The sequence below is a fragment of the Sphingomonas sp. IC4-52 genome, from assembly GCF_020707225.1.
GTDB lineage: Bacteria > Pseudomonadota > Alphaproteobacteria > Sphingomonadales > Sphingomonadaceae > Sphingomonas.
The window spans coordinates 158416-171902 of record NZ_JAJFEU010000002.1; the positions used below are offsets into that span (position 1 = coordinate 158416).

The 13487-nt window shown below is 65.1% G+C and carries 16 protein-coding genes; 8 read left to right on the forward strand and 8 right to left on the reverse strand.

The genetic code is table 11. The features are described 5' to 3' along the window. The first annotated feature begins 120 nt into the window (after nt 1–120). Nucleotides 121–906, forward strand: a complete 786-nt coding sequence (locus LK535_RS07160; protein ID WP_227771223.1) for a 3-hydroxybutyrate dehydrogenase — start codon at nt 121–123, stop codon at nt 904–906. A gap of 41 nt (nt 907–947) precedes the next feature. Next, nucleotides 948–1613, forward strand: coding sequence for a DUF4893 domain-containing protein (locus LK535_RS07165; protein WP_227771224.1), 666 nt, complete (start codon nt 948–950; stop codon nt 1611–1613). 4 nt (nt 1614–1617) lie between these two features. Here LK535_RS07165 and LK535_RS07170 read toward each other — a convergent pair whose 3' ends face one another. From LK535_RS07170 to LK535_RS07180, 3 genes are all read right to left on the reverse strand, one after another. Continuing rightward, entirely contained in the window at nt 1618–2244 is a 627-nt protein-coding gene (locus LK535_RS07170; protein WP_227771225.1) for a hypothetical protein, read from the reverse strand. Nucleotides 2245–2440: 196 nt separating this feature from the next. Beyond that, nucleotides 2441–4036: an isocitrate lyase gene (locus LK535_RS07175; protein ID WP_227771226.1), complete on the reverse strand. Its 1596-nt coding sequence runs from the start codon at nt 4034–4036 to the stop codon at nt 2441–2443. A gap of 55 nt (nt 4037–4091) precedes the next feature. Next, on the reverse strand, nt 4092–4247 hold the full coding sequence (locus tag LK535_RS07180) for a hypothetical protein (protein WP_164518819.1): 156 nt from the start codon (nt 4245–4247) through the stop codon (nt 4092–4094). A gap of 172 nt (nt 4248–4419) precedes the next feature. Here LK535_RS07180 and LK535_RS07185 point away from each other — a divergent pair, with 172 nt between their 5' ends. Then, nucleotides 4420–5805: a helix-turn-helix domain-containing protein gene (locus LK535_RS07185; protein WP_227771227.1), complete on the forward strand. Its 1386-nt coding sequence runs from the start codon at nt 4420–4422 to the stop codon at nt 5803–5805. A 21-nt stretch (nt 5806–5826) separates the two neighbouring features. Here the strand turns inward: LK535_RS07185 and LK535_RS07190 are convergent, their stop codons facing one another. The 4 genes from LK535_RS07190 to LK535_RS07205 all read right to left on the reverse strand — a co-directional run bounded on the left by LK535_RS07190 (nt 5827) and on the right by LK535_RS07205 (nt 8055). Then, nucleotides 5827–6477 carry a L,D-transpeptidase family protein gene (locus LK535_RS07190; RefSeq protein ID WP_227771228.1) on the reverse strand — a complete coding sequence of 217 codons (651 nt, stop codon included), beginning with the start codon at nt 6475–6477 and terminating at the stop codon, nt 5827–5829. Nucleotides 6478–6608: 131 nt separating this feature from the next. Then, nucleotides 6609–7553 carry an aldo/keto reductase gene (locus LK535_RS07195; RefSeq protein WP_227771229.1) on the reverse strand — a complete coding sequence of 315 codons (945 nt, stop codon included), beginning with the start codon at nt 7551–7553 and terminating at the stop codon, nt 6609–6611. Then, on the reverse strand, nt 7550–7735 hold the full coding sequence (locus LK535_RS07200; RefSeq protein ID WP_227771230.1) for a hypothetical protein: 186 nt from the start codon (nt 7733–7735) through the stop codon (nt 7550–7552). Before LK535_RS07200 ends, LK535_RS07195 begins: the two co-directional genes overlap by 4 nt. After that, nucleotides 7735–8055: a hypothetical protein gene (locus LK535_RS07205; protein ID WP_227771231.1), complete on the reverse strand. Its 321-nt coding sequence runs from the start codon at nt 8053–8055 to the stop codon at nt 7735–7737. Before LK535_RS07205 ends, LK535_RS07200 begins: the two co-directional genes overlap by 1 nt. Before the next feature lie 158 nt (nt 8056–8213). Between LK535_RS07205 and LK535_RS07210 the strand changes: the two genes are divergently transcribed. Together LK535_RS07210 and metF are read left to right on the forward strand one after the other, a co-directional pair. Next, the gene (locus LK535_RS07210) at nt 8214–9197 is read left to right on the forward strand and encodes an ArsR/SmtB family transcription factor (protein ID WP_227771232.1); all 984 of its coding nucleotides are present in this window, start codon (nt 8214–8216) and stop codon (nt 9195–9197) included. After that, a complete protein-coding gene (metF, locus tag LK535_RS07215; protein ID WP_227771233.1) occupies nt 9194–10135 on the forward strand; it encodes a methylenetetrahydrofolate reductase [NAD(P)H] in 942 nt (313 codons plus the stop codon). Before LK535_RS07210 ends, metF begins: the two co-directional genes overlap by 4 nt. A gap of 122 nt (nt 10136–10257) precedes the next feature. On the opposite strand, the gene LK535_RS07220 is transcribed toward metF, so the two are convergent. Continuing rightward, the gene (locus LK535_RS07220) at nt 10258–11253 is read right to left on the reverse strand and encodes an LLM class flavin-dependent oxidoreductase (RefSeq protein ID WP_227771234.1); all 996 of its coding nucleotides are present in this window, start codon (nt 11251–11253) and stop codon (nt 10258–10260) included. A 169-nt stretch (nt 11254–11422) separates the two neighbouring features. Between LK535_RS07220 and LK535_RS07225 the strand changes: the two genes are divergently transcribed. The 3 genes from LK535_RS07225 (at nt 11423) to LK535_RS07235 (ending at nt 13461) form a co-directional block, all read left to right on the forward strand. After that, nucleotides 11423–12088, forward strand: coding sequence for a pyrimidine 5'-nucleotidase (locus tag LK535_RS07225; RefSeq protein WP_227771235.1), 666 nt, complete (start codon nt 11423–11425; stop codon nt 12086–12088). Further along, on the forward strand, nt 12085–12903 hold the full coding sequence (gene dapD, locus LK535_RS07230; protein ID WP_227771236.1) for a 2,3,4,5-tetrahydropyridine-2,6-dicarboxylate N-succinyltransferase: 819 nt from the start codon (nt 12085–12087) through the stop codon (nt 12901–12903). Before LK535_RS07225 ends, dapD begins: the two co-directional genes overlap by 4 nt. Before the next feature lie 249 nt (nt 12904–13152). Then, nucleotides 13153–13461 carry a glycine zipper 2TM domain-containing protein gene (locus tag LK535_RS07235; RefSeq protein WP_227771237.1) on the forward strand — a complete coding sequence of 103 codons (309 nt, stop codon included), beginning with the start codon at nt 13153–13155 and terminating at the stop codon, nt 13459–13461. Nucleotides 13462–13487: the final 26 nt, after the last annotated feature.

Here is a 13487-nt window from a genome sequence, read left to right on the forward strand (position 1 = left end):
GGGGCGGTTGCAACTGGTGCGGGTTGATCATCCGCGTTCGATCGGCGCATCATCCGATCGCGATTGAACGGAGCCCGGGCAAAGGCCGAACATGCCCGGCCGCGCGGTGGGAGACGCACCATGTTTCTGAAGGGCAAGACAGCGCTGGTGACTGGTTCGACCTCGGGGATCGGATCGGCTTATGCAAGCGCGCTGGCGGAGGCCGGAGCGGCCGTCATGATCAATGGCTTTGGCGATGCGCAGGCCATTGAACGGCAATGCGCCGCATTGGCGGACGCGAGCGGCGCCCGGGCGGTTCACGATCCAGCGGACATGACGAAGCCCGAGGCTATCGAGGCGATGGTTGCGCGCTGCCATGCGGAGCTCGGCGGGCCCGACATCGTCGTCAACAACGCAGGCATTCAGTATGTCGCACCGGTTGCCGACTTTCCGCCGGAGAAGTGGGACGCCATCCTTGCGATCAATCTCACCAGCGCCTTTCATGTGATGCGCGCTGCCATTCCGCACATGCGCGCATCCGGCTGGGGACGCATCATTTCCACCGCATCTGCCCACAGCCTCGTCGCCAGTCCCAATAAGTCGGCCTATGTCGCTGCCAAGCACGGTCTGGTCGGGCTTACCAAGACGGTGGCGCTGGAAACGGCAATTGATGGTATAACCGTCAACTGCATCTCTCCTGGCTATGTCTGGACCTCACTGGTCGAGAATCAGATCCCCGACACCATGAAGGCGCGCGGCCTCACCCGTGATCAGGTGATCAACGACGTGCTGCTGTCCGCTCAACCCACGAAGAGGTTCGTGACCCCGGATCAGGTGGCGGCCTTTGCGTTGTTCCTGTGCCGGGACGAGGCAGCGTCTATCACTGGGGCCAACCTTTCCATGGACGGCGGCTGGACCGCCGCGTGATCGCGGGCTAGCCCTTCTGTAACTGGGGAGGGGCCGGCAGCGTGAAGCGGGTGCTGATTGCATCGATGGCGGCGGCGACACTCGCTGGCTGCGGTGGCCGACGCCCGGCGCCTGCAAGCGTCCCGGCACCAGCTGCTTCGCCGGTCACCACCGGTGCGACCACAGCGCCTGCCGATTGGCGACGGATGGCAACGCTGGCAGATCGCGATCGGCTGCGTAAATGGCGGTCGACCTGGCTTGATGCCCTCAGCCGCGCCCGCGTCAGCGGGGCGGGCGCCGCGATCTCCGCGCAAGGCGCTTTGCTTTTGCCCGATGTGCGCCTCGCGGATCCGATCCCGCCGCCGGGAAGCTATCGGTGCCGCATGTTCAAGCTCGGTGGCAAGGCCGTGGGTATGCGCGATTTCACCGGCTATCCGCCGTTCACCTGTCGGATCGAGCGCGAGGGTTCGCTGCTCCGCTTCGAAAAGATCAATGGTTCACAGCGGCCGGTCGGACGCATCTTCCCCGATCCCGCTGGGCGCCCCGTGTTCCTGGGTACGTTGATGCTGGCCGACGAGACCCGGCCCATCGCCTACGGCCGGGACAATAGCCGTGACATGGCCGGCTTCGTTGATCGCGTGGGGGATCGGCGATGGAGACTCGTTCTGCCGCTGCCGGCATTTGAGTCCCTGCTGGACGTGATCGAACTGGTGCCCGCTTCCTCCTGAGCGTTCAGCGGGCTGCTTCGTTCACTGCAGCGGGCGCATTGCTCGCGACCATCGGTGTGGGGCTCGCCTGCTTTTCGGCATCCAGCGCTGCCAGATATTCTTTGCCGTGACGGTCGATCACCGTCACCTGTGTTGCATTCGCCTGTGCCACTGCCTTCAGGAATGAACGCGGCTTCTTCATCAGACCGGGGAACTCCACCTGCGTCAGCCCGGCTCGGCGAGCAGCTTCCTGTGCGAAATGCACGCAATTGCGCGTGTTCATCCGGTAGGTGCCGTCGCCCTTCTTCTCGTCCCATTCATCGACGAGCCGCAGGATCGCGGCATATTGCGCATCGGTGAGAACCAGCGAAAATTGCGCATCGCTCCCTTCCATGTAGCTGCGCTTGGCAATGTCGATGCGCCCGCCAACAGGGCCGAACAGAATGGCCGGCGAAATCGCCTTGGGGGTAAAGCCATAGTTGAGGTCGACCGCCTCGCCGCCGGCATCCGGCGTGCCTCTCAGCGTAAAAAAGGCGTGCGGGAAGTGGTTGCCGAACTCGTGGCTCCAAAAGGTGATGACCACCGCCGCATGGGCGGGCAGCGCAGCCAGGGACAGCAGAAGCGCGGCGATCGTGGCGACAAATCGCGTCATGTCGCCGGTTCTGTCATTGTCCGGTCTGCCGCTCAAGTGCTTGCGCGATGCGGCGAAACACGGAAATGCCCGCCAGTGGCGAACCACCGACGGGCACCTTTCCTCCCCAGGAAACTTTCGGTCATCCTCGCCGCAGAGCCGCGCTGTTGACCGGGCGTCAGGTCGGCGTGCCGTAGCGATTGCTACGGCGACCGCCTCACGCCGCGAACTGGTTCATCGTGTTGTGGACGCCGCCCGCCTTCAGCGCGGCCTCCCCAGCAAAATACTCCTTGTGATCGTCGCCGATGTCGCTGCCCGACATATTCTGGTGTTTCACGCAGGCGATGCCTTCGCGGATTTCCTTGCGCTGCACGCCCTTCACGTAGCCGAGCATGCCCGCGTCGCCGAAATATTCCTTGGCGAGATTGTCGGTCGACAGTGCCGCGGTGTGATAGGTCGGCAGCGTGATGAGGTGGTGGAAGATGCCGGCCCGCGCCGCCGCATCCTTCTGGAAGGTGCGGATCCGCTCGTCGGCCTCTGCCGCCAGATCGGTGTCGTCGTAATCGACGCTCATCAGCTTGGCGCGGTCATAGGCGGACACGTCCTTGCCGGCCTCCACCCAGGCGTCGAACACCTGCTGGCGGAAGTTCAGCGTCCAGTTGAAGCTCGGGCTGTTGTTGTACACCAGCTTCGCATTCGGCACGACTTCGCGGATGCGGTCGACCATCGAGGCGATCTGCTCGATATGTGGCTTCTCCGTCTCGATCCACAGCAGGTCGGCGCCATTCTGCAGCGAGGTGATGCAATCGAGCACGCAGCGATCGGCGCCGGTGCCTTCGCGGAACTGGAACAGGTTGGACGGCAGCCGCTTCGGGCGCATCAGCTTGCCGTCACGCTCGATCACCACATCGCCGCGCAGGGTCGACAGGTCGGTCACTTCCTCGCAATCGAGGAAGGCGTTGTACTGGTCGCCGATATCGCCCTTCTCCTTGGAGAAGGCGATCTGCTTGGTGAGGCCGGCGCCGAGCGAGTCGGTGCGCGTCACGATGATGCCATCGTCGACGCCCAGTTCGAGGAAGGCGTAGCGGCAGGCGCGGACCTTCGCGAGGAAGTCCTCATGCGGCACGGTGACCTTGCCGTCCTGGTGACCGCACTGCTTCTCGTCCGATACCTGGTTCTCGATCTGGAGCGCGCAGGCGCCCGCCTCGATCATCTTCTTGGCGAGGAGGTACGTCGCCTCGGCATTGCCGAAGCCCGCGTCGATGTCGGCAATGATCGGCACGACGTGCGTCTCGTAATTGTCGATTGCCTGCATCAGCCGCTGCGCTTCGATCTCGTTGCCGCTCTCGCGCGCCTTGTCGAGATCGCGGAACATCATGCCCAGTTCGCGGGCATCGGCCTGCTTCAGGAAGGTGTAGAGTTCCTCGATCAGCGCGGGAACGCTGGTCTTCTCGTGCATTGACTGGTCGGGCAGCGGACCGAACTCGCTGCGCAGCGCCGCGACCATCCAGCCGGAAAGGTACAGATACCGCCCCTTGGTGGTGCCGAAATGCTTCTTGATCGAGATGAGCTTCTGCTGCCCGATGAAGCCGTGCCAGCACCCCAGCGACTGGGTGTAATTGGCCGGATCGGCGTCATAAGCGGCCATGTCGCGGCGCATGATGCCGGCGGTGTAGCGCGCAATGTCGAGGCCGGTGCGGAACCGGTTCTGCAGCCGCATCCGCGCCACGGATTCAGCGTCGATCCCGTCCCACGTGCCATTGTAGCTGGCAACGAGCTGGCCGATCTGACTGGTCTGTTCCTGGTAGGTCATGATTGTTCCTGTCGCGGATGGTGGCACGCGGGACCGGTCCCGCAGTCTGGATCGGTCAGCCGAGGCGGCCGAGGCGGTGATAAAGGTTGGAGAATTTGGCCGAGCGGGGCTCGTCGGCGATCTTCTTGATATACTCGCCGATGGCTTCCTTCATGAGGCCGAAGTCCTCGGTCGAGAAAACGGCGCGGCTGCGCTGCGGGGTAGCGTCCATGGTCGTTCTCCTGTGTGAATGCTTACAACTGCGATCATAGAAACAGCATGGAGCCGGAATTCACAACGCGATGCCGAGGTGATTCGGTGTCATCGGGTCGCACCGGGCGCCGGGATCATTGGTAATGCTGTAAATAATTGACATAAAGCCGGCGGTCGGCCAGCGTCATGGCATGGCAGAGCGCAAGCTGATGGCGGGGCATGTGGTACGGCGGCTGCGACGGCAGCAGGCGCTGAGCCAGGCGGCGATGGCCGAGATGCTGGCGATCAGTCCCAGTTACCTCAACCTCGTCGAACGCAACCAGCGCCCCGTATCGGCGACCCTGCTGGTGAAACTGGCCGAGACGTTCGATTTCGATCCGCGCTCGCTGATGGCGGCTGAGCCAGGCGGCGGGCGCGACGCGATGCGGCGACGGCTGGCGGACCCGATGTTCGCTGACCTGGAGATCGACCGCAACGAACTGGAGGAATGGCTGGCCGCCGCGCCCGGCGGGGCGGAGGCCTTTGCGCGCGCCTTCGACCGCATGGGGCAGGGGACGGCGGCGGCGGCACCCGGCGATGATCCCGTGGCGCTGGTGCGGCGGGAGATCGGGCGCTGGCGCAACCATTTTCCCGATCTCGACGCGGCGGCGGAGGCCCTGGCCGATGAACTGCGGCTTGGCACCGGTGATTTGTACGGCGCGATTTCCGAGCGGCTGCGGGTCAAGCACAGCCTCGCGATCCGAATCCTGCCGGTCGACGTGATGCCCGACGTGCTGCGCCGGCTGGACCTTCACGCCCGCCAGCTTCAGCTATCGGAATTGCTCGATCCCGCCAGCCGTACCTTTGCCGCTGCGTTCCAGCTGGCGCTGATCGAAGCGCGCGGCGAGATCGATGCACTAGTGGCGGGCGCGGGCTTCGGTCAAATCGCCGCCGATCGCCTGTTCCGCCGCCATCTCGCCAGCTATTTCGCCGCCGCGGTGATGATGCCCTACGCCCGCTTCCTGCGCGCGTGTGAGGCGACCGGCTATGACATCGAGCTGTTGCAGCGACGCTTCGGCGCCGGGTTCGAGCATGTCGCGCACCGATTGACGACGCTGCAACGCGTCGGCGCGCGCGGCCTGCCATTCTTCATGATCCGCGTCGATCGCGCCGGGCAGTCATCGAAGCGCTATGCCGGGGCGAGTGGCGCTGCGCTGGTCGAGGCGGAGGGGCGCTGTCCGCTCTGGCACCTCCATCACGCCTTCGATCGGCCGGGGCATCTCGCGGTTCAGCTGGTCGAGCTGGAAGATGGCGAGCGGTGGCTGACGATGGCGCGCACGGTGACGCCGCAGGGGCAGCGCTATGGCCTGGTGTCGGCCGAGTTCGCGGTGGGGATCGGCGTTGCGGTGGAACATGCCGGCACGTTGACGGTCGCGCGCGGCTTCGATCTTGCCGGCCCCGCGATGCCGATCGGACTTGGGTGTCGCCAGTGCTTCCGTCAGGATTGCCCGCAACGCGCTGCGGCGCCGGCCGGCCGCGCGCTGACGATCAACGAGCGGGAGCGGCGGGTCAGCGCCCTGACCTTTGCGGGGGATTGAGCACCGGGGTCGTCCGCCGCGTCAGATTGCCTTGACAGGCTCGCCCACTGCCAGGGTTTCCCCTCGAGTGATGATGACCTTGTCGCCCAGCGTCACCGTCTCGAACAGCTTCTTGGCGAAGGCCAGGGGCACGCCGATGCAACCGTGCGTCATATAGCCGTCGGCCACTTCGCTGGCGTGCACCGCGATGCCATCGTTGGTCAGGCGAAGCATGTAGGGCATCGGCGCGTTGTAGATGTTGGAGACGTGGTCCTTGCTCTTCTGCGTGATCGGGTAAACGCCCAGCGGTGTCGGCTTCGCATCGGCACCGAACAGGATCGCCGCTGCGCCGATCTCATGACCGTCGCGGAACACGCTGAGCACCTGGGCGGCGAGATCAACCGTGATGACGATCGTGCCCGTCGCTGGCGCGGCGCTTTCATCCCAATGATGCTCGCCCATTTTCATCGGGCCCTCGATCGGCAGGATCGACTTGATCGTATAGGCGCCCGGATCAGGCTCTGGCGCAGGACTAGGCTCGGAAACGAGGGGCGATGATGGAGCTGCCGCCGGCACGGTCTTGGCGACGGGTGCCGGCTCCGGCTCGGGTGGAGCGGTTCGCGTTACGGCGAAGGCGATGGCCCCGGCCGCAATGGCAAGCGGCAAGAGAAGGAGGCGGCCCCGGGGAAGCATGATCCTGTCCTAATGCGGGATGGTTGCGGTGGGCTGACGTGACAGGGTTAATGGCGGTACAGCCTCGAACGTCGCCAGCAGCATTGTTCATAGCCGGAACCGACGCGCTTGCGTCGCTATCCGCCGATCAATCAGGCACCCGCCGTGGTGAGGCGATCGAGTTGCTCGGTGGACAGCGACAGCGTCATGGCGGGCAGCAATTCCTCGACCTGCGACACGCTTGTCGCACTGGCGATCGGCGCCGTGACGCCGTCCTGCGCGATCAGCCAGGCAAGCGAGATCTGCGCGAGCGTTGCGCCGGTTTCGGCTGCCACTGCGTCGAGCGCCTTCAGCACCTCGCCGCCCTTGCCTTCGAGCAACTCGCCCATCCGGCCTCCACGTACGCTTTTCGACAAATCGTCGCGCGACCGGTATTTGCCGGTGAGGAAGCCTGAGGCGAGGCCGTAATAGGGCACCACGCCTACGTTCTGCTCAACGCAATAATCCTGAAGCTCGCCTTCGAACTTGTGCCGGCTGACAAGATTGTATTCTGGCTGGAGCACGTCATAGCGCGGCAGGCCAGCGGCGCGGGCCGCTTCGTTGGCGGATTTCAGGCGCGCGGCGTGAAAGTTCGATGCGCCGACGACACGGATCTTACCGGCATCAACCAGGCGGCCGAAAGCCTCCAGCGCGGCCTCCTGCGGCGTATCTTCATCGTCCTGGTGCGCGAAATAAAGATCGATGCGATCGGTGCCGAGCCGCTTGAGCGATGCCTCGCAGGCCGCCGCGATGCGTGCAGGCGCGAGTTTCTCCCCGCCCTCGCCGGGCAGCATGCCGACCTTGGTGGCGATCAGTACGTCATCCCGCTTTCCTGATGCCTGCAGCCACTCGCCGATCATCGCTTCGGACTCGCCGCCACGATGGCCCGGCACCCAGGCGGAGTAGACGTCCGCGGTGTCGATCATCGTGCCGCCGCCAGCCACAAACGCGTCCAGCACCGCAAAGCTCGCCGCACGATCGGCGGTCCAGCCAAAGACGTTGCCGCCAAGCACCAGTGGCGCGATTTCAAGGTCGGAGGAACCCAGGCGCTGCTTCACTTCAAGGCTCCGTCACCAAGATTGTCGAGGGCGATGCTGTTGGCATCCAGCATGGCCGCTGCATCATTGAGCTGCCGTTCTTCATCTGCCGTTGGCGCGCCGGGCGTCGCGGGATCGCCGGAACAGGCGGCGAGCAGCAAGAAGGGGAGCGCTAGCTGCGCCCCCCTGATCGTGCGGATCATCAATCCTTCAGCGAATTGCCAGCATCGGTCAGCGCCTCGCCGGTGGCGTCGGCTGCGCGATCGGCGGAGTTCGAGATGGCGTTGCCGGCCCGATCTGCGCCGCGCTCAGCCTTGGCGCCGGCATTGTCCAGGGTTGCTTCGGCCGAACCCAGCGCCTCGTCCGTTGCCGCATCCACGTCATCAACCGCGTTTTCGGTCGTGGCGCTCACATCGGAGCCGACCGCATTGGCTGCTTCAGCGGTCTCATTCTGGGCCTTGGGGCTGCATGCGCCGAGCGCGGCAGCAGTGGCGAGGCCGGCGGCAATGGCGAAAAACTTCATCAACTCTCTCCCTCTTGTTTACCCGAAACCGCAAGCGGTGACAGCGCGACAAACGTGGCGCAGGCGTTTTGGCTCCGCAACGATTGTTTGCCGCCCATCATCGCAGCGGAATCCGTCTTGGTTTGACGACATATAAAGATATCTTTATATGTGCTGGGGTGACCCAGGCGTTGGAAACCTTTCGAGCATTGGCGGACTCCTCGCGGCTCCGCATTCTTCGCCTGTTGCGGTCGATGGAGCTGTCCGTTGGTGAGCTCGCACTCGTGCTGGGCCAAAGCCAGCCGCGCGTAAGCCGGCATGTGAAGATCCTTTGCGATGCCGGGCTGACGGAGCGTCGCAAGGAGGGCAGCTGGGTCTTCGTCGCGCTCGGGGCGCCAGGTCTGGTCGAGCCAGTGATGGCTGCGATCGATGCCTTGGACGGGAAAGCCGCGGATGCGGAAGGGGCGACCGATGCGGCCCGCCTCGCCGCGGTCAGGGCGGATCGGGCGGCGTCGGCATCGCAATGGTTCGAGGCGCACGCGACCGAATGGGATGCGATCCGCTCGCTTCACATCGCGGAGAGCGAGGTCGAAGGTGCCATGCGGCGACTGCTCGGCGATGAACCGCTTGGCCGCCTCGTCGATATCGGCACCGGCACCGGGCGGATGATCGAGCTGTTTGCACCGCGCGCCAGCACGGCCTTGGGCATCGACCGCAGTTCGGAGATGCTGCGCATTGCGCGTGCCAAGATCGGCGAGCGCGGCTTGGCGAACGCGGAATTGCGCCAGGCGGACCTTTATTCGCTTCCCGTGTCGGATGGCGGTGCAGACGTCGCCATCGTCCACCATGTGCTTCATTATGCGCAGCAGCCGGGTGCCGCGATCGTCGAGGCTGCGCGCGCACTGGCACCCGGCGGACGGTTGCTCATCGCCGATTTCGCGCCGCATGATCGCGAGGAACTGCGCGCCAAGGATGCGCACACCCGTCTGGGTTTCTCCGACGCCCAGATCCGCGGCTGGTTCGACACTGCCGGGCTGGCGGTGGAGCAGACGGAGACGCTGGAAGGCGGCGAACTGACGGTGAAGATCTGGCTTGGGCGCAAGCCGGCCCCTGGCGGCATAAAGCAGCAGGGTGCCACAATTCACGAGGTAAAGGCGGCATGACCCTATCGATCAATCAGCTCGAGGAAGCGCGCCACGCGCTTGAAGCGCCGCTGTTCGCCGACGTGGCGGGCGACATCGACGTGAGCTTCGAATTCTTCCCGCCCAAGTCGGCGGCGATGGAAGCGACCCTGTGGGATTCGATTGGCACGCTCGCGCCGCTCGGGCCGCGGTTCGTGTCGGTTACGTATGGCGCCGGTGGCTCCACCCGGGAGCGCACGCATGCGACCGTGGCGCGGATCGCGCGGGAGACCGATGTACCTGCCGCGGCTCACCTCACCTGCGTGGAGGCGACGCGCCAAGAGATCGACGCGGTGGCCAGTGAATATTGGGCTGCCGGCGTTCGCCACATCGTGGCCCTTCGCGGCGACCCGCCGCGCGCGGGGGAACGCTATGCGGCACACCCCGGTGGTTATGAGAATGCTGCCGCATTGGTCGAGGGATTGCGGCGGCTCCATCCGTTCGAGATTTCGGTCGCCTGCTATCCGGAATGTCATCCTGACTCCGCCGATGCGACGATCGATCTGGACAATCTGAAGCGCAAGATTGACGCGGGAGCGACCCGCGCGATCAGTCAGTTCTTCTTCTCGCCCGACGTGTTCTTCCGCTACCGTGATGCGGTGGCTGCCGCCGGTGTGAACGCGGAAATCGTGCCCGGCATCATGCCGGTCAGCAATTTTGCGGCTGTGCAGCGCATGTCGGCCATGTGCGGCACGGAGGTTCCGGCATGGATGGGGCGCCTGTTCGCTGGCCTCGATGATCTGCCCGGCGCGCGGCAGCTGGTGTCGGCAACCCTCGCGGCTGAGCTGTGCCGAAAGCTTTACGCCGGCGGCGTGAAGCAATTCCACTTCTACACGCTGAACCGTGCGGAGCTGAGCTTCGCGATCTGTCACCTGCTCGGCGTGCGCGCTAAGTCGGATGCGGTGCGCGTCGCCGCCTGAGCCATTGGAAGGGGCGTGGGCGGCGCAACGCCGCGCCCGCGCGGGATGCGCCGAACTCGCGCTACCTGACGAAACGGGATCGCACCCCAATGGGCGCGGTCCCGTTCGTGTGTCGGGAGGGCTTACGCCGCTTCGGGCACGCGCATCGCTTTGGCCGCGATGGCGATGCTGCGCTTGCGGGCGTCGTGGTCGTAGATGCTGCTGGTCAGCATCACCTCGTCCACGCCCGTGCGCTTCACGAAAGCAGCGATGCCCGCAGCCACATCATCCCGATCCCCGATCGCACTGCAGGACAGCACCTGGTCCAGGATCGCAGCATGGGCGCGCGGCAAGGTGTCGCGGTAGCCGGCGACCGGCGGCTTCATCTTGCCGGGGTTGCCAGTGCGAAGGGCAACAAACTGCTGCTGCTGGGAGCTTGCAAGCAGCTCCGCTTCCTCACGGCTGTCGGCGGCAAAGACGTTGAAGCCCGCCATGGCATAAGGCCGATCCAGCTGCGCCGAGGGGCGGAAGTCGCGGCGGTAAATTTCCATCGCCTGGTCGAGAGCATCGGGCGCGAAATGCGAGGCGAAGGCATAGGGCAGGCCAAGCATCGCGGCGAGCTGCGCGCCGTAAAGCGAAGAGCCGAGGATCCACATCTCTGGCTTGGCGCCCGCGCCCGGCGTGGCGACAATGCCGGTACGCCCATCGTTGGCAAGATAGCTTTGCAGCTCCACCACATCGTTCGGGAACGCATTGGGGTCGCTGTCGAGCGTCCGGCGGATCGCGCGCGCCACTCGCTGGTCGCTGCCCGGCGCGCGGCCGAGGCCAAGGTCGATACGGCCCGGGAACAACGCGTCGAGCGTGCCGAACTGTTCGGCGATCTGAAGCGGCGCATGGTTGGGAAGCATGATCCCGCCGGCCCCCACGCGGATCGTCCGCGTTGCGGCGGCGACATGGGCGATCACGACTGCGGTGGCGGCGGAGGCGATGCCTTCCATGCCATGATGCTCGGCGACCCAATAGCGGTTGAAACCGTGCGCCTCGGCATGGGCGGCGAGGTCTGCCGCATTGGCGAGCGCGCCGGCGACGGTGCCGCCTTCGACGACGGGGACGAGATCGAGCAGCGAATATTTGGTCATGAAAGGGATGTGGGCGGAAGGGTTGTGCTTCGCAACCGTCCTGCGCTTCGCCGCCCCCAAGCTCGACTATTCCCGCTGCCGCAAGGCCGCGGAGCGCCAATTTTCGCCTTGGGATGGGCAAAGGAGGATATGCTTGCCGAACCGCGCTCCCCTTCGTAACGGATGCGCCATGCTGCCAGGTCTAGCCCATGTCCGCGCCTGGATCTTCGATCTCGACAATACGCTCTATCCGTCGAGTGCGGATCTCTTTGCGCGCATCGACGTGAAGATGACGGACTACATTGCCCGCTTGCTCGGCGTTGATCGCGTGGAGGCGCGCCGCATCCAGAAGGCCTATTTCCTCGGCCACGGCACGACGCTGGCCGGGCTGATGGCGGAGCATCACGTCGATCCCGCCGATTTCCTTGCCTTCGTCCACGATATCGAAATGGACGTGCTGGAGGAGAATGTCCCGCTGGCCGCGGCCGTTGCCAAGCTGCCGGGGCGAAAGGTGGTCTTCACCAACGGCGACGCGCCTTACGCAACGCGCGTGCTTGAACGACTTGGCCTGGGCGAATCGTTCGAGGCGATCCACGATATTCACGCCATGGATCTGGCGCCGAAGCCCGCACCGTCGGCCTATGAGGGTCTGTGCGCTACTCTGTCCATTGATCCGACCACCGCGCTGTTCGCCGACGATATGGCGCGCAATCTCGCGCCGGCGAAGGCGATCGGAATGACCACCGTCTGGGTCGATAACGGCTCCGAACAGGCCAGCGATCCCGATCGCAGCTTCATCGACTATACGACGCACGATCTGACCACGTGGCTTCAGGGGATATTGGAATCGGCATGAGCGATCTGGAAGCAATCATCGACACGGCCTGGGAAGATCGTGCGGAGATCGGGCTCGGCACGGCTGGCGAGGTGCGGATCGCCGTTGACCGTGCGCTGGCCCTGCTCGATTCCGGCGCGGCACGGGTGGCGGAGCCGGACGGCAACGGCGGCTGGCGCGTCAATCAGTGGCTGAAAAAGGCGGTGCTCCTGTCGTTCCGGCTCAACGACAATGCGCTGATCGACAATGGCCCGGGCGCGGGCCACTGGTTCGACAAGGTGCCGTCCAAATTCTCCGGTTGGAGCGAGGCGGAGTTCCGCGCTGCCGGTTTCCGTGCCGTTCCCGGCAGTGTCGCACGCCGCGGAGCGTTCATCGGCAAGGGCGCAATCCTGATGCCCAGCTTCGTCAACATCGGCGCCTATGTCGGTGAGGGCACGATGGTCGACACCTGGGCGACGGTCGGAAGCTGCGCGCAGATCGGCAAGAATGTGCATCTGTCCGGCGGCGTCGGCATCGGCGGCGTGCTGGAGCCGCTCCAGGCCGATCCTGTCATCATCGGTGATGGCGCCTTTATCGGTGCCCGCTCGGAAGTTGCCGAAGGCGTGCGGGTCGGCGAGGGCGCCGTGCTTTCGATGGGCGTGTATCTGGGCGCATCGACAAAGATCATCGACCGCGCCACCGGTGAGACGTTCATGGGCGAGGTGCCACCCTATGCCGTGGTCGTGCCCGGCTCCACTGGCGGCGGCAATCTTGGCCTGTACTGCGCGGTGATCGTGAAGCGGGTGGACGAGCGCACCCGCTCAAAGACCAGCATCAACGAGCTGCTTCGCGACTGATCCGGCGTGCGATCGAAGCCGGACCTCCGTGTCCGGCTCGTTCGCTTACCTCCCGCAATTCCTTGCATCGGGCCATCGCGCTGCGACCGGCCGCGCGGATCCGATCCGGTTCTTTTCGCAACGGCGCCCTGGCAACCCTTTCCCTCGATGAACACGATGTTGTGTCAGGTTCATGCAACCCGCGTCAGTAGCGCACGTTACGGTCGCGTACCTGTTTCATGACGTCCGTAAGTTCAGAGGGAGTGTAAAATGCGTAAGATGATGCTGGCGCTCGGCGCCACCGCCATGGTTCTGCCCAGCGTGGTTGTCACCACGACCGACGCCGATGCGCAGCGCCGCTACAGCTATCGCGAATGGAAGGGCAAGGACGGCCGCTGGCGTTGCCGCAAGCCCGATGGCACCACTGGCCTGATCGTCGGCGGCGTTGCCGGCGCCCTGCTGGGCCGCACCATCGATACCCGGGGCGATCGTACGCTCGGCACCCTGGGCGGCGCCGCGGTGGGTGCGCTTGCCGGCCGCGAAGTGGAACGCAGCACGAGCAACCGCCGCTGCCGTTGATCGCCCCAATCACCATCTTTGATGAC